General features: G+C 42.4%; 19 protein-coding genes. 12 read left to right on the forward strand and 7 right to left on the reverse strand.

Annotated features, from left to right (window positions below; all coding sequences use genetic code 11):
- Positions 1 to 14: 14 nt before the first annotated feature.
- From CI959_RS05420 to CI959_RS05440, 5 genes are all read right to left on the reverse strand, one after another.
- The gene (locus CI959_RS05420) at positions 15 to 860 is read right to left on the reverse strand and encodes a FecR family protein (protein ID WP_057316294.1); all 846 of its coding nucleotides are present in this window, start codon (positions 858 to 860) and stop codon (positions 15 to 17) included.
- A gap of 201 nt (positions 861 to 1,061) precedes the next feature.
- Positions 1,062 to 1,871: a porin family protein gene (locus tag CI959_RS05425; protein ID WP_005859551.1), complete on the reverse strand. Its 810-nt coding sequence runs from the start codon at positions 1,869 to 1,871 to the stop codon at positions 1,062 to 1,064.
- 88 nt (positions 1,872 to 1,959) lie between these two features.
- Complete coding sequence (locus CI959_RS05430; RefSeq protein ID WP_005859552.1) at positions 1,960 to 2,472, reverse strand: RNA polymerase sigma-70 factor; 513 nt, start codon at positions 2,470 to 2,472, stop codon at positions 1,960 to 1,962.
- 149 nt (positions 2,473 to 2,621) lie between these two features.
- The gene (gene trpS, locus CI959_RS05435; RefSeq protein WP_005859555.1) at positions 2,622 to 3,674 is read right to left on the reverse strand and encodes a tryptophan--tRNA ligase; all 1,053 of its coding nucleotides are present in this window, start codon (positions 3,672 to 3,674) and stop codon (positions 2,622 to 2,624) included.
- Between the two features lie 82 nt (positions 3,675 to 3,756).
- A complete protein-coding gene (locus CI959_RS05440; RefSeq protein WP_005859557.1) occupies positions 3,757 to 4,059 on the reverse strand; it encodes a PAAR domain-containing protein in 303 nt (100 codons plus the stop codon).
- A gap of 99 nt (positions 4,060 to 4,158) precedes the next feature.
- Here CI959_RS05440 and CI959_RS05445 point away from each other — a divergent pair, with 99 nt between their 5' ends.
- Together CI959_RS05445 and CI959_RS05450 are read left to right on the forward strand one after the other, a co-directional pair.
- Positions 4,159 to 5,100, forward strand: coding sequence for a DMT family transporter (locus CI959_RS05445; protein ID WP_005859559.1), 942 nt, complete (start codon positions 4,159 to 4,161; stop codon positions 5,098 to 5,100).
- Positions 5,101 to 5,231: 131 nt separating this feature from the next.
- Positions 5,232 to 6,494 carry a DUF4933 domain-containing protein gene (locus tag CI959_RS05450; protein WP_057316292.1) on the forward strand — a complete coding sequence of 421 codons (1,263 nt, stop codon included), beginning with the start codon at positions 5,232 to 5,234 and terminating at the stop codon, positions 6,492 to 6,494.
- A 7-nt stretch (positions 6,495 to 6,501) separates the two neighbouring features.
- Here CI959_RS05450 and CI959_RS05455 read toward each other — a convergent pair whose 3' ends face one another.
- Positions 6,502 to 7,674, reverse strand: a complete 1,173-nt coding sequence (locus CI959_RS05455; RefSeq protein ID WP_005859561.1) for an ATP-binding protein — start codon at positions 7,672 to 7,674, stop codon at positions 6,502 to 6,504.
- A gap of 771 nt (positions 7,675 to 8,445) precedes the next feature.
- Between CI959_RS05455 and CI959_RS05460 the strand changes: the two genes are divergently transcribed.
- Complete coding sequence (locus CI959_RS05460) at positions 8,446 to 10,428, forward strand: discoidin domain-containing protein (protein WP_008779168.1); 1,983 nt, start codon at positions 8,446 to 8,448, stop codon at positions 10,426 to 10,428.
- 239 nt (positions 10,429 to 10,667) lie between these two features.
- On the opposite strand, the gene CI959_RS05465 is transcribed toward CI959_RS05460, so the two are convergent.
- Positions 10,668 to 11,708: a helix-turn-helix domain-containing protein gene (locus CI959_RS05465; RefSeq protein WP_008779167.1), complete on the reverse strand. Its 1,041-nt coding sequence runs from the start codon at positions 11,706 to 11,708 to the stop codon at positions 10,668 to 10,670.
- A 153-nt stretch (positions 11,709 to 11,861) separates the two neighbouring features.
- Between CI959_RS05465 and CI959_RS05470 the strand changes: the two genes are divergently transcribed.
- The 9 genes from CI959_RS05470 (at position 11,862) to CI959_RS05515 (ending at position 21,033) form a co-directional block, all read left to right on the forward strand.
- Positions 11,862 to 12,080 (forward strand): NVEALA domain-containing protein, encoded by a 219-nt coding sequence (locus CI959_RS05470; protein WP_009275352.1) that lies wholly within the window; start codon positions 11,862 to 11,864, stop codon positions 12,078 to 12,080.
- A gap of 8 nt (positions 12,081 to 12,088) precedes the next feature.
- Positions 12,089 to 13,138 (forward strand): TolB-like 6-bladed beta-propeller domain-containing protein, encoded by a 1,050-nt coding sequence (locus CI959_RS05475; protein ID WP_008779165.1) that lies wholly within the window; start codon positions 12,089 to 12,091, stop codon positions 13,136 to 13,138.
- A gap of 12 nt (positions 13,139 to 13,150) precedes the next feature.
- A complete protein-coding gene (locus CI959_RS05480; protein ID WP_057316290.1) occupies positions 13,151 to 14,005 on the forward strand; it encodes a DUF1573 domain-containing protein in 855 nt (284 codons plus the stop codon).
- Positions 14,006 to 14,211: 206 nt separating this feature from the next.
- A complete protein-coding gene (locus CI959_RS05485; RefSeq protein WP_005859565.1) occupies positions 14,212 to 14,442 on the forward strand; it encodes an NVEALA domain-containing protein in 231 nt (76 codons plus the stop codon).
- Between the two features lie 187 nt (positions 14,443 to 14,629).
- Positions 14,630 to 15,682: a BF3164 family lipoprotein gene (locus CI959_RS05495; RefSeq protein ID WP_005859567.1), complete on the forward strand. Its 1,053-nt coding sequence runs from the start codon at positions 14,630 to 14,632 to the stop codon at positions 15,680 to 15,682.
- A gap of 95 nt (positions 15,683 to 15,777) precedes the next feature.
- Complete coding sequence (gene lepB / locus CI959_RS05500) at positions 15,778 to 16,638, forward strand: signal peptidase I (protein WP_008779164.1); 861 nt, start codon at positions 15,778 to 15,780, stop codon at positions 16,636 to 16,638.
- Between the two features lie 6 nt (positions 16,639 to 16,644).
- Positions 16,645 to 18,054 (forward strand): transglutaminase domain-containing protein, encoded by a 1,410-nt coding sequence (locus CI959_RS05505; protein ID WP_008779163.1) that lies wholly within the window; start codon positions 16,645 to 16,647, stop codon positions 18,052 to 18,054.
- 2 nt (positions 18,055 to 18,056) lie between these two features.
- Positions 18,057 to 19,865: an O-antigen ligase family protein gene (locus tag CI959_RS05510; protein ID WP_005859573.1), complete on the forward strand. Its 1,809-nt coding sequence runs from the start codon at positions 18,057 to 18,059 to the stop codon at positions 19,863 to 19,865.
- A 100-nt stretch (positions 19,866 to 19,965) separates the two neighbouring features.
- On the forward strand, positions 19,966 to 21,033 hold the full coding sequence (locus CI959_RS05515) for an efflux RND transporter periplasmic adaptor subunit (protein ID WP_005859574.1): 1,068 nt from the start codon (positions 19,966 to 19,968) through the stop codon (positions 21,031 to 21,033).
- The last annotated feature ends 24 nt before the right edge of the window (positions 21,034 to 21,057 follow it).

Raw genomic sequence — 21,057 nt, forward strand, 5'->3', positions numbered from 1 at the left:
AAAATGATCTAATTTTATTTCTTCGAAGTGGAAACCAAACGTGCGTCCAATGTCTGGTTAACAACCTGCAATACATCCTCCAAGGGCAGATTATTAAAAGTAGCGGTCAATCTCGCTCCCTCATTCTTTGTCCGGTTCGCGATCTTGACTTGATAATAATCACTCAAGTCCTCAATCACCTTATCCAGCGGCGTCTCCATAAAACGCAGTTGCCCCGTTCTCCAAGCCAACTTGTTCACGTCTTCTTCCGTCACTACCGTTATCTCCTTGTTCTCCATAGAATACTGAGCCGACATTCCAGCGGTAAGTATCACATTCTCCTTTTCCTCCCCGGCGGTAAAACATACCTTGCCGGTAACTACATTGACTTCCGTAACGGTAGGCTTCTCATCTATCTGGAAACTTGTTCCCAGTACCGTAACTTCCGTTTGGCTCGTTTCCACTGAGAAAGGGCGTGCCTCATTCCTCGTCACTTGGAAAAAGGCCTTTCCATTCATCTCCACGGCACGCCTCTCTTTATCATATCTCTTCGCGTCATACCGGATCCATGAATCGCCAGCCAAAGCGACCAAGGTACTATCCGGAAGATAAACATCTTTCATTTGTCCGGGGGCGGTAGTAATCGCAACCCAATCCGGGGCGTTTCTCTCTACCGTAAACCATGTCCCCAGACCTACGAGCACTAACACGACAGCGGCCGCCCCGATCCAATACCGGCGAAACGAGACCTTCCGGCTAATCGCATGCTCAGAAGCGAACTTCTGCCATGCCTTATCCGGGTCAAGGCTTCCTTCCCGATAGCGTTTCGCTACGAAACGGATGCGTTGTTCCAATTTATTGTCATGCTCGTTATTATTCATAACTATTCCTTCTATTTAATAAGTCCTTCCAGTCTCATACCATTGGAATCCGACATTTGGGGCCTGCCCCTTCTTCAATGGAACTCCCACGCTCATACTCGGCGAGATCCTAGACGATACGCAAGATGAGAAAATCATCATCGACACCGCGAATATAAATACCCACTTTATACAAACCATCGCTTTCATCCTATTTTCTCTTTAAAATGTGTATCCCAAGGTAAAACTAGCCGTATGATAGTTCAGACCTATGTTATAAGCATATCCCTTGTATTGCTTATCTATACCCAGATCATAGCCAACCTTAAAAGCGACCCGTTTCACCTCTATACCAGCCTCTATGGTAGCTCCCCAGTCAAAACGAGGCGCTACCGCATATCCTTGGCCGGGATTAAACGGGTTATATGATATTTCCTTATTATAGGGCAGCTTTCCTTTTAAAGAATAATCACTTTCCTCATACGTCACTTTTCCTCCCAAGCCAACCGCCAAATAGGGACCGATCGCCAAATGTAACCGAACATCCTTACTTACCTGCCAATCGAAACGAGCCAAGATCGGTAATTGGATATATTCACGATGCTCCTTCTGACTGCGATGCCTTATACCTTCTACATCAAAATCCTTAATTCCATAGGTATCATAATAGAAGCCCGTAAAGCCGTAACCATTACCATAACCGTATCCCCACAGATTCAAATAATCACTGGAAACGGGATAGAGAAATATACTCGTACCTTCCCGTCCCCCATATGGACTCTCACTAGTTCCATAAATCTCACTATAAGAAGACAGTCCCTTCCCCCGTCGCACATAATACAAACCGGATTGAAGCGAGAACCAGCCCGATCCGAATGTATAAGAGACCGCAGCCCCAGCCTTAAAGCCTACCTTAGCGACATCTCCCTTATACTTTGTCACGTTCATACCGGCTTCCGGCGTCACTTTCCATTGCGCTTGGGCCGAGATCACGCACATCATCAACATCACAAATACCACCAACTTCCTCATACACTCTCCATGCTTTAATGAAATAAACAAGTAACCTTTATCTCTAAGACAGAGAAATATGAAAAACCCCCATTCCTTTCTATAAAATTTATCCGAAAAAGAACATATAAACACGGATAGCGGTCTCTCGCAAAGCTTTCAATGCCTTGCTCATCTGGTTCTCAACCGTTTTTACCGATAAATTCAATTCCTCCGCGATCTCTTGGTATTTCAAGCCATCCCGTTTGGATAACAAGAAAATCTTCTTCCGTTCGGGAGGTAACCGATCGATAGCGTCCCACAGGCGAGCGTCACGCTCCGATCGCAGGATGTCTTCCTCTTCCGAGGTATCTTCTACGTCGGGTAACTGCTCGGTGGCCTCAGCGTTTACGGGTTGTGAGGTAAATGAAAGAGAACGGTTCCTCACCGCTTGATATAAATAAGCCTTGAGATTCCCGATCACATTACCAGCCCGGTTCTTATCCCATACATCCGCGAAAGCCTGTTGCACGATATCCTCGGCATCGTCCACCTGATCGGTATAACGAAGCGCAAACAAACACAAGGGCTTATATAAACTCTTGAAATGATGTTCAAATTCTTGGGTGGTAATAGCAGCCATACGTTTGTTATCTGTAACTATTCACCGCAAAGTAACAACCTTTTCTTTTTAACAAATCGCTTTTCAGGTTCTTTATAATGGTTTTAATAAAAAGAAAGCGTTTAAGGACTTATCCCTAAACGCTTTTTCTTATTTTTAATTAATAAGCATCAATATGGACGAAAACCGATAATCTGGCGTACCTCATTTAAAGTCTTAGAAGCGCTCTCACGAGCTTTCTCCGCACCCATACGGGCTACCTTATCCAGATATTCCGTATTGGCGGCCATATCCAAGATACGCTCACGGATCGGAGCGCAGAACTTATTGATATCCTCGGCCAACTGCTTTTTCATATCGCCGTAACGGATCTCGCAATTGTTGTATTTCTCATTAAAGAAATCATAGGTCTCTTTCTCGGAGACAATTTCCATCATCGTGAATAAATTGGCGATCGGCTCGGGCTTCACGCTATTCGGCTCGGTTGGTCCCGCATCGGAAACCGCTTTCATAACCTTCTTCTTGATTGTTTTCTCATCATCGATCAAGTAGATCGCGTTACCCTCACTCTTGCCCATCTTACCGGAGCCATCCAAGCCCGGTACTTTCACGGACTTATTGCCCAAATGGAACGACGCAGGTTCCGGGAAGAAATCCACGCCATACGTAGAATTGAAACGGCGGGCGAAACGACGGGCCATTTCCATATTCTGCTCCTGATCCTTACCTACAGGAACCTTCAACGCCTTATGGATAATAATATCGGCGGCCATCAAGGTCGGGTAAGTCAACAAACCAGCGCTTACGCTATGTTTATTACCTTCATTAAAAATCTCTTTCTCTACATCGCCTTCACATCCTTCCCGGCTGATATGCAACTGCTGACGGGCCTTATCCTTAAAGGAAGCCGTACGCATCAACTCGCCGATACCGGCGTTCATATTCAAATATAGATACAACTCTACCACCTCCGGCACATCGCTCTGAATATAAATGGTAGCTTTTTCCGGATCGATACCACAAGCCAGATATTCCGAGAGGATCGTCTTTACGCTATTTCGTATATTGTCAGGATGCGGGTGAGTAGTCAACGAATGCCAATCAGCGATAAAGAAGAAGCAATTATACTCATCTTGCATCCGCAAGAAACTCTTTACCGCACCAAAGTAATTGCCTAGATGCAGATTACCTGTTGGTCTGATTCCACTTACTACTGTTTCCATGTCTTGTTATTTTTAGTTTTCAAGTGGCGGCAAAGATAGTAATATTCTCACAATATACATATATTATATGCCGCAGATCCTCCTAACCACCTATTATAACGGTGGGACATCCCAATACGATTTGCCCTCCGTGAGCTGTCGTATCTCCCATTCTGGCGGCAGGTTTACCGCAGATCATCACGGTGGAAGATCCTTTAATGATCGTATCCGGAGGGCCTACACAAACGCAATTATCTCCCATTACCGCCGCCGGTAGCTTGCCGATTAGAACAGTCGCCGCTCCCGGCCCTACGATAGGACCGCCTACATGGGGTATCGGTGATGGCCAAGCCGGGGTTTGCATAGGACATGTATGCATATCTGTCAATCTTGCTGCTGGAGGCATATTTATTACTTTTTAGTTAACGATTTATTGAAATGATAATCTACAAATATATAATATTTATCATGAATATACTACTTTTGCGCGCTAATATTTTTAATCATGAATGCAAAAGCAAAAGGATATGTTCTAGGGGCTATCGCCGCCGCGACTTATGGAATGAACCCCTTGTTCGCCCTACCCTTGTATAAAGCCGGTATGAATCCGGATTCAGTCCTGTTTTTCAGATATTTATTCGCGATCCCGGTATTAGGTATCATGATCAAAGCGAGAGGGCGGAACTTTAAGTTGAAACCCAACGAGATCGTTCCTTTAATCCTCATGGGGCTGTTGGTTTCCTTCTCTTCCCTAGCGTTATTCCAAAGCTATAATTATATGGAAGCAGGCATCGCCTCGACTTTGCTGTTTGTCTATCCGATCTTAGTGGCGCTGATCATGGCGTTTGTCTTCAAGGAGAAATTAACGTTACAAACCATCTTTTGTATCTTGCTGGCATTAGGCGGTATCGGCTTACTTTATAAAAGTGGCGACGGAACGACTCTTAGTTTAACCGGTGTCCTGTTGGTCATGGCTTCCGCTCTTTCCTATGCTATTTATATCGTAGGCGCAAATCGTCCGCTATTGAAGAATATCGCTACGTTGAAACTTACGTTCTATGTCTTGCTTTTCGGAATGACCTTGTTTTTAGTCCGTATAGATTTCGGCAGGAGCCTTCACATTGTCCATGATTGGTATTTATGGGGTAACCTGATCGCTCTAGCCATATTCCCAACCGCTATCTCTTTCCTTTGCACGACACTGGCGGTCCAATATATCGGCTCCACCCCGACGGCGATCCTCGGAGCCTTGGAACCGTTGACCGCCGTATTCTTCGGAGTGACTGTCTTCGGTGAATCATTAACGTTACGATTGTGTTGCGGAATCATCCTGATCATCCTAGCCGTTACCCTCATTATCGCAGGAAGTAACGTAACAAGCCACCTAGTTCGTTTTCGAAAGCTTTTCCCAAGGCTTCCGCTTAAGAAAAAGAACGCTAAATCATAAAATCACAATAGGTATCATTTCTATCCAGATACTATTTACGGGGCTATCGCAAATCTATGATAAATTCGTAAAATCATTTGTTACAATCAATTATTTTACATATGTTTGCGATAAACAATACGTATCCAATCATGATCACCAAGTTCTCAACATGCTTATTGTTCCTTGCATTGCTCTTAAATAGTTGCCAGCAAAGGAATCAACCCACCTCTCCCCAATATGAACCGGAATATAATAGTTCAACGACTCCGGCCCTCATTGATATAGAAAAGGCGCTGAACCATCCGGCGATGTTGAAACTGAGTCAAATAGCCTCTAAGCTGGAATATTATAATGTTGGAGACGCTCGTTACACGGTAACACAAGCGATCACTATTCCGGATAGCGACGCTTTTATCACATTCAATAACCCACGTATTTATTATCGTAAGCAAGGCATTCCCAGCAAACGATATGGATTTAAGGCCTTGGATTATAAATGGAACCATGGGATGAACGGCCTTAATCTATTTTACGACAAGAAAACAACCCGTATGTACTGCGCCTTGAGCGGCCTCGACCAAGATAATAAAAAAGATTCGACCACATTCAACGATATAAGGCCATGTATCGGGGAATTATCCACATTAGATACGATGCTGACCATTCAGAATTATATATTCCCCGAAAACCTGCCTACCAAATATTCGATAAATGCGGATGCCAGTCAAATAGTAGGCTTCTCCTCCTCGGGATATATGCTTTGTGATTACGCGGAAGGCTCTAAAATCCCGAAAGGAATAACGACATTCAACCTTCGAGGAGATACGCTTTGCAAATTCATCCTTGCGGATGCCAAGGATATTAACGTCTCTCCGGATACGATCACCCGGTTTCAAACCTTTTATTGGAATACGGATCAAGACCGAATAAATTTCTTGATTCCTTATCGAGATACGGTATACCAGCTTTCAAGTTCCCACTCGATCACCCCTTTATATACGCTTCATAAAGACAATCAAGATAAACCGACCGGTCTTCGTTCTTTCTTGGAGAATCCGAATGGGCTATTTATGGGAGTCTTTCAAAAAGGTTCTCCCGCCATCTATAATTGGCTGGGATGGCTGGACGATTACAAACCGGTTATCACCCATCGAGTAGTCTATCTCAAGAAAGAGAAGAAAACATACGCCTTACCCAAAAGCTCCGGAGGATTTATCAATGATATAGATGATGGACTTCCGTTCTGGCCAGACGGACAAACCGATGACTGTGTTTATATGATTCGTACCGTCACCGAAATGCGTGAGACCGTTAAACGAACAGGCTCCTCCCGCCAAAAAGACCTAATCAAATTCTTAGACGATCCTAAAGTGTTCGAGAGGGATTATGTAATGATCGTGGCAAGACCTTGATGGATATTCAATAGATAAAGCCAAACATCCATAAAGGAATCATATTGCGGAAAGCATACTCTATGTCATCTTTCACCACATACCCATCCGCCGCTTGCTTGATCTGTTGCCGCGTCTTATTCTTTCCCCCAATCTCAAAGGTTCGGCCATCTATCTCAAAGTCTGAAATCGCAGAAGAAGTAACGAAGCATACGACTCGCATCCAAGATAGAAAAACCGTCTCACGCACGGAACCGATATCCGGTACCTGCTCCGACAACGCATAAGCCAGATTCGTATTATTCAGATAGATCTTCTCTACTTTCTCCAATAATTTCAAGCCCTGCGCTTTTTCCCGCAGTAAATTAACCAAACCTGCCTTCTCCAAATAACTCATGTAGTCGGGCAACACATTCCGGCTGATATCCAAATCTCTCGCCAACTTCGTATAATTTGGTTTGAAAGGGACACTTTGAGCTAATACATATAATAATTTCTTCAACTTTACGGCAGAAGCCACCGTCATATCCGCAAAAATCGGAATATCAGATTCCACCATTTGGTTAATCACGCTACGCAGACGCAAGAGATATTCCGTATCTTGAAAAAAGGGATAATAACCTGTCGATAAATAATCATTAAATAATTTGAGTGGACGAGCTTCCTTATAAGGGAACTCAACCTTCCCAGCAAGAATCTCTTCCAACGAATACGATGGAAGCTGCCACCCCTGCGATATATTCAAATATTCCCGAAAAGAAAGTCCGGGTAATCTATACTCTACCTTCCTGCGACTTAAATCCGCACCACCTTTCTCCAGATCAAGAATAGACGAACCTGTATAGATAACTTGAAGACCAGGAATTTGATCGTATATATTCTTCACCTCCCTAGACCAATCCTTGTATTTATGAATCTCGTCAATATAAAGTTTTTTCCCACCCAGATTATAAAATTGATAAGCCATGTCGAATAACCGATACTTGGTAAAATAGAAATCATCTGCCGTAACATACAAAGACTCATCCTCACGATCATACAATTTGATATGCTGCAACAATAGGGTAGTCTTCCCAACACCACGAGCACCTAAAATCGCAACCAATCGGCTATCCCATGCGATCTGATCGTGAAGAAAACGCACGACTTCTGTCGAAGTATGCTCTAATTGAGTTCTAAAGGAACGAAATAAGGTCTCCATATTGATTCATGTTTAAAGGACAAATATACAAAATTGCACGATGCGATGTGCAATTTTCATACAAAATTGCACATCGCATCGTGCAATTTCCTTTATATAGGTTGACCATGTTCTATCCTATTGATGAACGAGGTTTACCCGGACAAAAATAATTAACATTGTTTGCACAAATTCATTCAACTCACGATATAAATAGGTGACCTTAGATTGGCAATCCTAAGAGCAATACTGACTTGGCTAAGTAATATATACTGACTTGCCCGACACAGTATATATTACTTAGCCAAGTCAGTACTACTGCCGATAGCAAGCTCATCACACAAATAAACCATCAAATGAACGTTGAAATGGAGAATTTACTCTCCCGAAACGATCTTTAGTGAATATCCTTTACCCCGAGCACTCTCTATCACCAAACCCGGAATAGGAGACAAATCCTCTTTAAGCCTTTTAGCCGTAACGGTAAGATGCACGAAAAGTACTATCTAATGATAATATCTGAAGTGCCCCCCCTGTATAAGAAAAACAAAAATCATCCCCAAGTTCTTTGATACGCCGATCTGTATCCTCTTGGACTACCTGTTGAAATGATAGCAATACAAATACATAACTTTATGCCAACAAACCCTCATTTTTTGTCTGTCAGCTAAAAGTCAGCTAAAACAATTGGCCATGAAAAGGAATAAACTTATGTTTGTGAAAAATTAAATACGATATGAAACGAGCAATCTATTAAAACACCGTCCTTCGCAAAAAGAACAAATAAAACGAATGAAACTCTTTTGGATCACGCTACTTATATCTAGTTTAGTCTCTTGTCACAATTTCAAAGAAGACAGACAACTCTCATTCGCTCTTGAAAGAGCAGGCGAAAACCGCCGTGAATTAGAACAGGTATTGGAACATTACAAAAATGATTCCTTGAAATATCGTGCAGCTTGCTTTCTTATTAAGAATATGCCCGGGCATTATTCTTATTGCGGGAAAATCACCAACACATATAATAAACAAATTGACTCTATAATACTTCAAACACAAAAAGAGGGGCGTTATCATGATACACCTTATCTTGCCAATCGCATTGATAGAATCTCTAAAATCCACGAGAACACCTCATTCCCGATACAAGAAGACATTCGTATAATTACAGCTGATTTTCTTATTCAAAATATCGAGCAGGCTTTCCACCTATGGGAAGATGCCCCTTGGAGCCGACATTTAAATTTTGATGACTTCTGTGAATACCTATTGCCCTACTCTATCGGAGCCATGGATGTACTGGAGGATTGGAGGACTGGCATGTACCAACAAATAGATTCTACGACATTAACAGAACTCAACGACTTCAGCTATTCTTCCGATATGCAAAACTCAGCATTTTGGGCTTGTAAGCATATCAATCAGTTTTTAGAGAAGAAATTAGTTCCTGAAAACTCGGTATATTCCATTCCGTTCATAGCAAAAACCTCCACTAGGAGCATGATATCATTCGGCACTTGTAATCAATTCTCGTTAATAGCGTTAGCTATGATGAGAAGCATAGGAATTCCCGTCATGCTAGATTTCACACCACAATGGCCTTTCCGCTCGATGGGGCATTATTGGAATGTACTTTTAGATAATACAGGAAAGAATCTAGCGTTTGGAGGATGCGAGACAAAAACAGATCCGGATATACTGCATAAACCTAGCCAGAAGATGGCTAAAGTGTATAGGCGAACATACGCTATTAATCAAGATCTCGTAAAGCTGAATACAACCGAAGAGGTCGTGCCCGACCTCTTCCGGAATATTTTCATGAAAGATGTTACCTCCGAATACATGAAAACTTGTGATATCATGATTCCAACACAAAAAAAACGAAACCATAAACATGCCTACCTAGCCGTTTTCGACAATCAGAAATGGGTACCTATATGTTACGGTACACAAAAAGGAAAAGTTTGTTACTTCAATGAAATAGGAAAAGATATTGCCTATCTCCCACTTTATTATGACAATCAAGGTATTCATCCTATTACAGATCCATTCATACTTGATTCACGAGGTAGAATAAAATATCTACATGCAGATACCAGTAAACGAAAGAAAGTTATATTATCTAGGAAATACTATCTCGCAAAACATATTTTCGATTATGCAAAAACTCTCACCGGAGGACATTTTGAAGCTTCCAATAATCCGGATTTCTCCGATCCTGATACAATACATACGATTTCTCATTGGTTATTGTCCGCAGATTCTTTCGAGATAAAACCTCAAAAAACATATCGCTATTGGCGCTATGTATCAGCAAAAAACAAGGGTTGTAATCTAGCCGAACTCGCTTTCTACTCAGACAAGGAGGAAAAAGAATTAACCGGCACAATCATTGGAACAAATGCCTCGGTTCGTTACGATACTATGCCAATGGATAAATCCAAAGTATTTGACAAAGATATCCTAACTTACTATGAAGCCCCTTCTACGGTTGATTATCCATGGGTAGGCTTGGACTTCAACAAACCGGTATCTATCAATAAGATCATTTATACGCCAAGAAACGATGATAATAACATCCACGCAGGTGATCTATATGAGCTATTCTATTGGGAATATAACCATTGGATGTCATTAGGCCAACAAAGAGCTATTGAATCAAAGCTAACCTATACAAATGTACCAGACAATGCTCTCTTGTTGTTAAAAGACTTAACCAAAGGAGAAGAAGAACGCATATTCACATATGAAAATGACAAACAAGTTTGGTGGTAATCTTTATTATTCCATGAGAACCATATTAAATTAATTACAACAAGTAGGCAATTTTAATTTTATCTATAAATAACTGATAATCAGCGTGTAAAAAACATCATTATATTTTCCGAAAAACTCGTACGTGTTTTTACTAAAAGTCGTACGTGTTTCTAAAAATTCACGTACGTGTTTTTTAGAAGACGAAGTCGAGAAGAATATAAACATTCAAAAAAATACACTAACCCACCTTGTAAAACCTACCCACCACACTTCAGCACATAGCCATGCCCCCGAGCACTCTCAATCACCAGATCCGGAATAGGAGACAAATCCTCTTTAAGCCTTTTAGCCGTAGCGGTAAGAGCGTCTTTGGACACACTTCCATCCGGCCAGATTTCTTCTTTCAGCCGATTAGACTCAATGAAATATCCTTTATGTTCTAATAAAATACAAAACAGTTTCAGCCGTTGATTTGCCAATTCGATACGATGCCTATGATAATGCAATACGCCATGTGTTTCATCGAACAAGATATCTTCTGTTATTTGTATCATCTCTTTAGGTGCTTCTTGTAGCGGTAAGATATTTATCCTTGGTCTTTTCCATGTCAAGACAATCGCAATAACCCAGAGAATAACCATTGCCAGAATCCAAAATATATTTCGCAAAAACACTTCACCTACTATATAAAGGAAAGGAAATTGAACAAACGCTTGTAAAACGATCGTCCGATTCGCTCCAAAAACAATATCTTTTAATGGTATGAAAGATTGATAAAAAGAAGTATCTGAAGAGCTACATTCCGTCTTGTCTATAAAGGTATAACAAGTTACGGTCTGAGCCGAAATCGCATGTTCATACAAAGATGCACGAAAAGCGCTATCCAGCAAGGTTACTTGAATCGGATTCTCCATAGACAAACAATGTTGGAGACAAAAATCAGACTTCTCCTGTGAAGACATCCTCCGTGCCACCTCCTTATTATTCCTCATATGTATAATCGCATCGGCAGTCTTGATTGTAATGCTATCTCGTTCCAATCGATTAGCGCCTGAATAGGAAAAACAAAAAGCATCCCCTAAATCTTTTATCCGCCTATTTGTATCATCTTGAACTGCCCGCTGAAATAACGTTTGAGACTCTTCTTGTAATTCATACTTTACATTTTGGTATGATTTATAAAAAGACAACAAGCAAATCATCGTCATCAGAACAAATACACTCCACTTCCAATAAAATTTCCAATTTTGCTTCTCCATAATTATTCCTCGTTGAAACTGCAAAGATACGTTTTCCATCCCTTTCTACGAATAAATTCATTCAACTCGCAAGATGAAAGATGACTATAGGTAGACAAAAGGCTTATTTTTCAACTGTCAGCTAAAAGTCACCTAAAAAGATTGGCTATCCAAAGACCAAGCCGTACGTTTGTAACAAAAATTAGAAACGACATGAAACAAATTACTTTCAAGAAAGCTTTCGCTATCATTTTCATTTGCGCCTTGTGTGCTTCGTATTTTCTTTTGAAAGAAGGAAAACAAAATTTCTCAGATCTTACTTTCTCTAATATTGAAGCGCTAGCTTCCGGTGAAAGTGGATCCAAAGATTGTTATATGGCTGGCTCTCTATCATGTAATGGAGGATATTACAAATATATATACAACCGTTAAAACAACACATGAACTACTACGTGTACATAGTTCTATTAATAGGTAGTCTGGTATCCTGTTCGGAATCCTCACGGCACTTCCCCCGCTACGAGGATTTTCCCGATGAAAAGGTATTAAATGCGCAGGTTATCCACCTAGATACCGCCTTGTTCCGCTATCCATTCCGGATAGCGGTCAAAGATGGTATCGCTATTATCATGGACTTGCACAACGTAGATTATTTCTTCCATGCCTTCTCTTACCCCGAATGGGAATATATGACATCGTTTGGCAAACGAGGCGAGGGACCCGAAGAAATGGTATCGGCAGATTGCTTCCGGTTTATCTCCAAGGATTCTATCTGGACGCTCGATGCGAACAAAATGCGAACAACCCGGTGGAAGATTGAACAAAATATGAACAACATCATTCCCGTAGAAACGATCGATATGGACAAGCGGCTGGTTAGGGCATTGGACTTTTACCCGATGGAATCGGGCTTTTTAGTATCTGACTACCTCGGTGAATATAGACAAAAGTGGACAGACCGAGAAGGGAAATGGATTCACTCCGCTAATCAGATCCCGACCGAAAATAATTATGAAGACATCGCACGCCCTGCATTGGCGCAAGCGTGGCGAAGCTTCTTCGACTATAATCCCCAAAAAGGCATCTTGGTCATGGCAACCCAACTAGGAGAGGCATTAGAAATATACAACTTCACAGATACTACACAAACCGTACGATACGGACCTAATGGAGAACCTCAATTCGCAATCTCACAATCGGAGGGAATTCCAACGGGTATCATGGGATTCAGTGATGTTCATATCACAGACCATTTCATTTATACCGTATTTCATGGCCGTAGTTTCAAAGATATCGGGCAGGCATACCAACGAGGGGAAGATATCGAGGATGGCGGGCGATACATCTATGTATTCGACCTCAAAGGAAACCCCGTCCGGAAGTACGTGCTCGACCATGCCATTTATGGTATCGACGTAGATGAGGATACGGGGACGATCCTTGCCACGGATGTAAACAGCAACGATCCGATTCTTTCATTTAAAATATAACGACAAAATATCATGAAATACTTAAATCTAATCATACTATTATTATTCCTTCTAGCTTGCCAAGACAAGAAAAAAGACGAGATCAAGTATTTAGTATCCGAATGGCAAGGAAAAGAGATACGATTTCCGAAAGACATGGTCTTTGCACGGTTTGCAACCGATACGGTAGACTTCACCCTGCCAAAATCCCCCCACAAGGTGCTGGTTTTCGTGGATTCCATAGGATGTACCAGTTGCAAACTCCAACTGCACCGATGGAAAGAACTGATTCAATACACCGACTCCATTACCCAAGGAACGGTTCCCTTCCTCTTTTTCTTCCAGTCCGATGACAAGAAAGAAATACGGTATCTATTGAAAAAAGACAATTTCGACAAACCTATCTGCATGGATCAATCAGACAGACTGAACGAACTGAATCATTTCCCGGCCGACGGGAGATTTCAAACCTTTCTATTGGATAAGGACAATAAGGTCGTAGTGATAGGAAATCCTATCCACAACCCGAATATCCGGGAGCTATACCTAAAAGAGATCACCGGAAAACAACCCGCTTCACAAATACAGACCACCGTGAAAGTGGAAGAGGCATCCATACAGCTAGGAACTATCCAAATGGGAGAAAGCAAAGAAGCTGTTTTCCGATTAACAAACACAGGAAACAACCCGTTAGTCATACTAGACGCAGCTACAACCTGCGGCTGTGCCCGCCCATCTTTCGACAAACATCCCGCCAAGCCGGGAGAGATCCTTCAAGTAAGAGTCATCATGACACCGAAAGACAAAGGAGTCTTTGACGAGACGATTTCCGTGAAATGCAATACGAATCAACTGATAAAATTAAACATTCGGGGGATGGCTCAATAAATAAAAGAGAAGGGAGAGCTTGCCGGATATATTGGAACGATCACAAGCAAGCCTCCCACCCCACTTTTACTCATGAAGCAGAAAGGAGGTGACACAAAAGTAGTAAATTAAATTGAAAGAGGAATTCGAGAATATCCTTATCTTGCAGAAGAATAGTAAGCAAGAGATTAAATTCTCAAAAACATAAACTATAAAAAAGAAATATCATGAGAAAAAAGATTTTAGGAATAGCCGTAATGGCAGTCGTAGCAGTAGCTGCGGCATGGAACATCAACCAGAGTGAAAACGAGATTAAACTCTCTGATTTAGCGCTTGACAATGTGGAGGCATTGGCTAGTGGGGAAGGTGGAAGCGGATATTGCAGTTACTCTGGGGGAGGATGTATTATCAAATATTCCGATGGGACATCCACTTACATACCGGGACGTTGGAACTAAAATTTAATCAAAGGAGGGTGTGCCAAAACGAAAAAAATCACAATGGAATACAGTCGGTAAATCAATGGAATGCAGATGTTTTCTCATTGATTTTTAATTTGTATTTCATAGACTCTAGGTATCTTGAGCAAGAAGAAAATGTGTTCAATCCCTTAATTTGGCATGCCCTCCTTAAAAAATCAGTATCATGAAGAAATACATTATCTTACATCTTTCACTCATCCTATTAGTATTCATCGCTTGTACCGATGATCAAAAACAAGATGACAAAAACATAACCTTCCAGAGAAGTGATTTCAAAGTCCGAAAATCACTATCCGGAAAAACTATTGAATTTGACAGTCTTATTTTACGACCTTCACAAATCCAATTATTCGACTCCTTCCTAGTTACTTGCAATCAAGGGGCGGAAAAACAATTCCACATCTTCAACCTCAATACGGCACATAAGGAAGGAGAATGTATTCCTGTAGGACAAGGGCCTAAAGAGATGATGACACCATGTTTCGTCAATCGGAACGATTCCGTAGTCATTTTTGATATGATGACCTCTACGATTTTCACTTACTCTATCCCGGAATTTACCAGTGGAAAAGAACCGGAATACGCCAGCCGTATCTCCCTAGATACAAAACCGCTATGGAGCAATATTCGAAGCTTGGGCAACGGGTTCTTAGGCGTATCCTATCAAGAGACGAGTCCTGGATTCCTTTTTGATCAAACAGGTAAGAAAACGATGGATTTCGGTACTTATCCTAAAACTGAGCAGGAGTATACTCCTGCCGAATTAATCAATGCGTTTCGGGCAGACCTAACCACCAACCGAAAAGAGAAGGTTGCAATCACTCACTACTTCACTGATTTAATTTGCATCTATAACGTGAACGGGACCTTGGAAAAACAATTACGGGGACCGGATCATTTCGCATCTGTTTTCAAAGAATTTAGGGATGGAGACATTATCGGAAGTAAAGCGAGCCCGCAAACTTATAGAGACGCTTTTTATAGTCCTGTAAACGTGGGGAATAGTTTATTTGTTCTTTATAATGGAAAAATGGTGACAGAGCCTAATTACAATATATTATGCAAAGAATTATTTGTAATCGGATGGGACGGTAGCCTTGAATGCCATTACACATTAGACCAAGGAGTCTCCTCCATCGCTGTAGACAATCAAAAACGGAAGATCTATGGTATCAGTGATGATCCGGAATATCATATCGTAGTGTTCGACTATTGATGACTGATATCCAAAGAATTTGGATTTAGGAAATGAGGCATAAACATAAAAGAATGGGAATAGAAAAACGTATATACAAAACAAATATAAATCAGATGTTACGATATCTGACACTTATATTTTATGGGGTATTTGGTATTGGTTGCATATACGCATTCCTCCTCATCTTCTGTTTCAGCACGTTCAAAATCCCTTCCGATTCCATGGAGCCTCAACTCCAAACCGGAGATCAAGTATTAGTAAACAAATGGATAGCCGGACCTAGGTTATTCAATATTTTCGCATCTATGAAAGGGAAGCGGGTAGATATATACAGAGTACCCGGAGTCGGGCAAATCAAACGGAATGATATTCTCGTATTCAACTACCCGCATCCCTATTCATGGGAGCGGATCGAAATGCACATCATGCAATATTATATCAAACGCTGCCTCGGGTTACCGGGAGACTCCATCCGGATCGAACAGGGATTCTACCGAAACAACCATACAAAAGAGCCTTTGGGGAATGTGGAAAGTCAAGCGAACTTATCCAGACAAAAAGCGGATCGGATGCCGGACGGTGTCTACCGTTGTTTCCCTTTTGATTCTACATTCAATTGGAATGTTCATGATTTCGGTCCTTTGTATATCCCCCGAAAAGGGGATAGAATTACCGTGAATCAAACAAATTATAAGCTATACAAACAAATGATCGAGTGGGAATCAAAAGATTCCCTATCGTGGAAAGATAGTAAAGTTTATATAGGAGACAAACAGGTAAGACAATACCAGTTCCAAAGCAACTATTACTTCGTGGCCGGAGATAAGACAGAAAACTCTAGAGATTCCCGTTATCTCGGACTTATACCGGAGGAATTTATCGTAGGGGTAGCTTGGAAAGTGTGGAAATCCGTTGACCCTTACACGGGGGAATACAGAAAGGGACGTTTTTGGAAAAATATTCGAAACAATTGAAGAATTATGAATAAGCTTATTTTATATGTATGCGCTTGGATCTGTCTGCACTCTTGCGGTTTCTCAAAAAGCCAAGAAGAAAGTATGTTGGAATATGCGTTGTCGCAAGCCGGCGATAACAGGAAAGAGTTGGAATATGTCATCAAATACTATGAAGGGGATTCGTTAAAAAGAGAGGCCGCCCGCTTTTTGATACGCAATATGGTCTATCATTTCGGATATGAGAAGCGAGAGAGGGTATCAGACATCACCACCCTATCCTCGGACTATCTAATCCGTAATATCGAGCTGGCGTTTCAGGCGTGGCCCAAGCCCTGGAATAAATCGGTAAGTTTCGAGAATTTTTGCAGGTATATACTTCCCTACCGGGGGTTATACGAACCGCCCTCCGGTTTACGTGAGGAGCTGATGCGGACGTACCTCCCTTTGCTGGATAGTTCGCATATTGATAACACGTACGATGCGGCCGTGAGGTTACAAAAGATACTACGAACCCGAGTCACCTATCAAACGGAGATACCCATCCACTATCCAACCGCAGAGGAGATCCACCGGACAGGGGTTGGACGTTGTGATGGGGTAGTCTTGTATGGTATCCAGCTGATGCGTGCGGCCGGTATTCCCACTGTAGCAGAACATACGATCTGGACTCGTAGGAACGGGGAACATTATTGGTGCGCATTCTTAAACGAGGATGGGCGATTCCTACCTTTCGCTCCGGAGTACGAAGGCCCGGATTCCTTGATCTACAACCTAACCAAGCCGTTCTTGACCCCGGCCAAGGTTTACAGATACGGATTCGCCCCCTTACATCCGGTAACGACCGAGTCGACCGATGAATACCGTACGTTCTTAAAAAATCCGTTATTGACCGCTGTCACGGAGCAATACCTACCACCTGTCGCAGATATCCATACGACTTGCGACCTCCCGGTGAGATCAAAAAGAGCACCTATTTACCTCTGTACCTATAATCATGGTAACTGGAGGCCTTTCGCCATGAGCGAACGGATCGGCAACCGCTGTACCTTCCCGAAGATCGTAGGCGATGATGTGTTTATCATCGCCGAATATGACAAAGAGGCTTATGGCTCACTACGCTTCATCACATCCCCTTTCCATGTGAGCAATACGGGGATCATCACGAAAATTAAGCCCGATCCGGCCCGAACCGATTCCATCTTTATCGCCTCGGACAACCCGTATCAACAGCAAGTGCCGTATACACTCGCTTATTGGGAACAGGAACAGCAGTGTTTTAAAAACGGATATTTCCCGACAGACACGATACCCGGTGGCATCCTCATTCGCAAGATACCTAAAGGGAGCCTGTTGAAAGCGATGATCTCGCGACCGGAAAAGGCTGCGGAAGATCGTATCTTTTTGGTGGAAAACGGTACGGTAAAAAGATATTAACCATGAAAGAACTGTTGAAACTCGGCGTATATACCCTACTTGGGACACTTTTGCTAAGCGCCCCTTTCGCAGGATTGGGAATGCTATCCACACACTTGGTGACAGAGAAAACCTTTTGGATTCAACTAATCACCCTGTTCTTATCCGCCGTGTCCCTACAAGGTTTGTGGTTGAATCCAAGCAAGGAGCTGTGCCCATGGACTTACGTGGATATCCTCCCCCTTTCCCTCTTGGGGCTTATCCTCCTCTCTTATCCCTACTCCATACACCCGGAGCCGGAAAAGCTCCTGTTTATCGGACAAATGGTTGTCTTGTGGTATCTGCTTCGGCAGGTACTCCATGAATGTCCGGTGCTCATAGGATATTTTTCAATGTTCTTTATCGCGACAGGCCTTATAGAAGCCATCTGGGGCTTCCGTCAATTACAGGGATGGGCCTATTCGAACCATTCCCTGTTTCGGCTGACCGGCTCTTTTTTCAATCCGGGGCCTTATTCCGGATATTTGGCGATCACATTACCGGTGGCTCTTGGCATCTTGCTGGAACAGTCCAAACGAAATATGCCCTATTACCTGTCCATGGGATGTATAGGCACAGCGATCGTTGTACTTCCTGCGGGAATGAGCCGATCGGCATGGATAGCGGTGGTCGTTTCTTGCGCCTGGGTATATGCCCTGTACCGCCTTGACAGGAAACAGGCAGCGACCAGACTGAGACAACACAAAAGGTGGTATATCATAGGCGGTATCCTAGGCGGCATATTGCTTCTTGGCGGGAGCGCATCACTCTATACATTAAAGAAAGATTCGGCAGACGGAAGGTTTCTGATGTGGAAGATCACGACGAAAGCGATACAAAAACAACCGATTACAGGTACCAGCCTAGGTGGGTTCCCTGCCGCTTACGCTGAAACACAAGCGGAATACATGGCTTCGGGAAAAGCGACTGAACAGGAAAAGTTGGTTGCCGGATGCCCGGAGTACGCATTTAATGAATACTTGCAGATTGGATTAGAACAGGGGTTAGTAGGATTAGCCCTATTTATAGGCTGGCTGGGGCTTCTATTTTATAAAGGAATAAAGAACAAAAGGTATGCTTGTTGCGGGGGATTGATGTCTCTGGCTATATTCGCCTTCTCTTCTTATCCATTACAATTGCCGGAGTTTTGGGTAGTATTGATATTCCTAGGGGTGATGAGCGTAACACCGGACAAGGATGAGATCCGTGAGAACCAAGCCGAATCAAATGGCCATAGATGGGGCAAACAGATATTTTTTATGGGAATCGCTATCCTTGGAATTGGTTTGTTCTGGATGCAAAAAGATCATTATAAGGCTTATCAACAATGGAACAAGGCGCAAATGTATTACAAAAATAAAGCTTACGAAGCGGCCTTGGAGGTATATGAACCTTTGTATCCATTATTGAAGCATAAACCGGAATTCCTTTTCGAGGTCGCTCAATGCCTAAGCAAGACCGGACGATACGAGAAAGCGAATGGATATCTGGAAAGAGCTGTCTTATTAAGCTCCGATCCCATGCTTTATTACGTAATGGCTAAAAATGAGCAGTGTTTAGGTGAATACCGACAAGCGGAAAAGCACCTGTTACATGCCATTGATATTTTACCGGAACGTATCTATCCGTATTATCTGTTAATGAATCTTTATACGGAACCATCTTATTTTCAACCTGCAAAATTGAAAATGGCGATTGATTCCGTATTAACTAAGAAACCCAAAGTGGAAAGTTCCGCTATTAAAGAAATGAAAGAGAAAGCACGAAGTATGTTAAACAACACATCAATATGAATACAATATCCTTATTTTTATAGCAATTACGACTACATCGTAACAATAAATACTTATATTTGCGAATGACAAATTGTACAAACCGATCAATCATACGAGTATGAAATACTATAAATTGTTGACCTTTACGCTTTTATTCTGTTTAAGCGCATGCGGCGGAGAAAAGAAAGATACAGATACCACACAGGATTCCGTAGAAACCGTATTGCCGGATGAGGCGAACGAAGTCACGATCATGACTTTGAAGCAAACGGAATTTAATCATGAGTTGATAAGCAATGGTAAACTGTCCGCTCGCAAGTTGGTGGACTTACAATTTGAGTCGGCAGAACCCATCGCCCGCATCTACGTGAAGAACGGAGACCGGGTAAACAAAGGACAGAAAATAGCGGAACTCGCTACTTTCCGGCTCACGAACAAAACAGCGCAAGCCAAGGATGCCCTAGAGAAAGCGAGGCTTGAATTAAAAGACGTATTGATCGGTCAAGGATATATGCTGGAAGACTCAGCGAAAGTCCCGCCTGCGACGCTCAACCTAGCACGGGTAAAAAGTGGATATGATCTGGCGCTCGCCCAATATCAACTTGCCCAATATGAGGAACAGAATGCGACGCTAATCGCGCCTTTCGACGGTATTATCGCAAACCTTTTCGCTAAACAAGAGAACGTGGCGTCTACGACGGACGCATTCTGTACCGTTATCGATCCTCATAGTCTGGAAGCCTCTTTCACCGTATTGGAAAGTGAGTTGCCGCTTATCCAAAACGGAGATAAAGTGGAAGTTACCCCTTTCGCCACCACCAGCTTAAAGACTGAAGGACGTATATCCGAGATCAACCCGCTAGTGGATGAGAACGGGATGGTACAAGTGAAAGCGGCGGTAAACGACAAAGGTAAATTATTCGAAGGCATGAATGTACGGGTTAGCGTACAACGCTCGCTTGGGAAGCAATTGGTCGTACCTAAAACGGCTGTGGTATTACGTTCCGGAAAACAAGTCGTATTTACTTTAGTTGATGGGCACGCTTATTGGAACTACGTGCGCACCGGACTGGAAAACGCGGATAGTTATACCCTTTTGGAAGGATTGAAAGAAGCGGATGTCGTGATTACAAGCGGCAATATTAATCTGGCGCATGAGTCACCGGTCAAGGTAATTGAAAATTGAGAATTGAGAATTGAGAATTGAAAA

Origin of the sequence: Parabacteroides sp. AT13, from assembly GCF_002272965.1 — a bacterium.
Taxonomy (GTDB): Bacteria; Bacteroidota; Bacteroidia; order Bacteroidales; family Tannerellaceae; genus Parabacteroides; species Parabacteroides distasonis.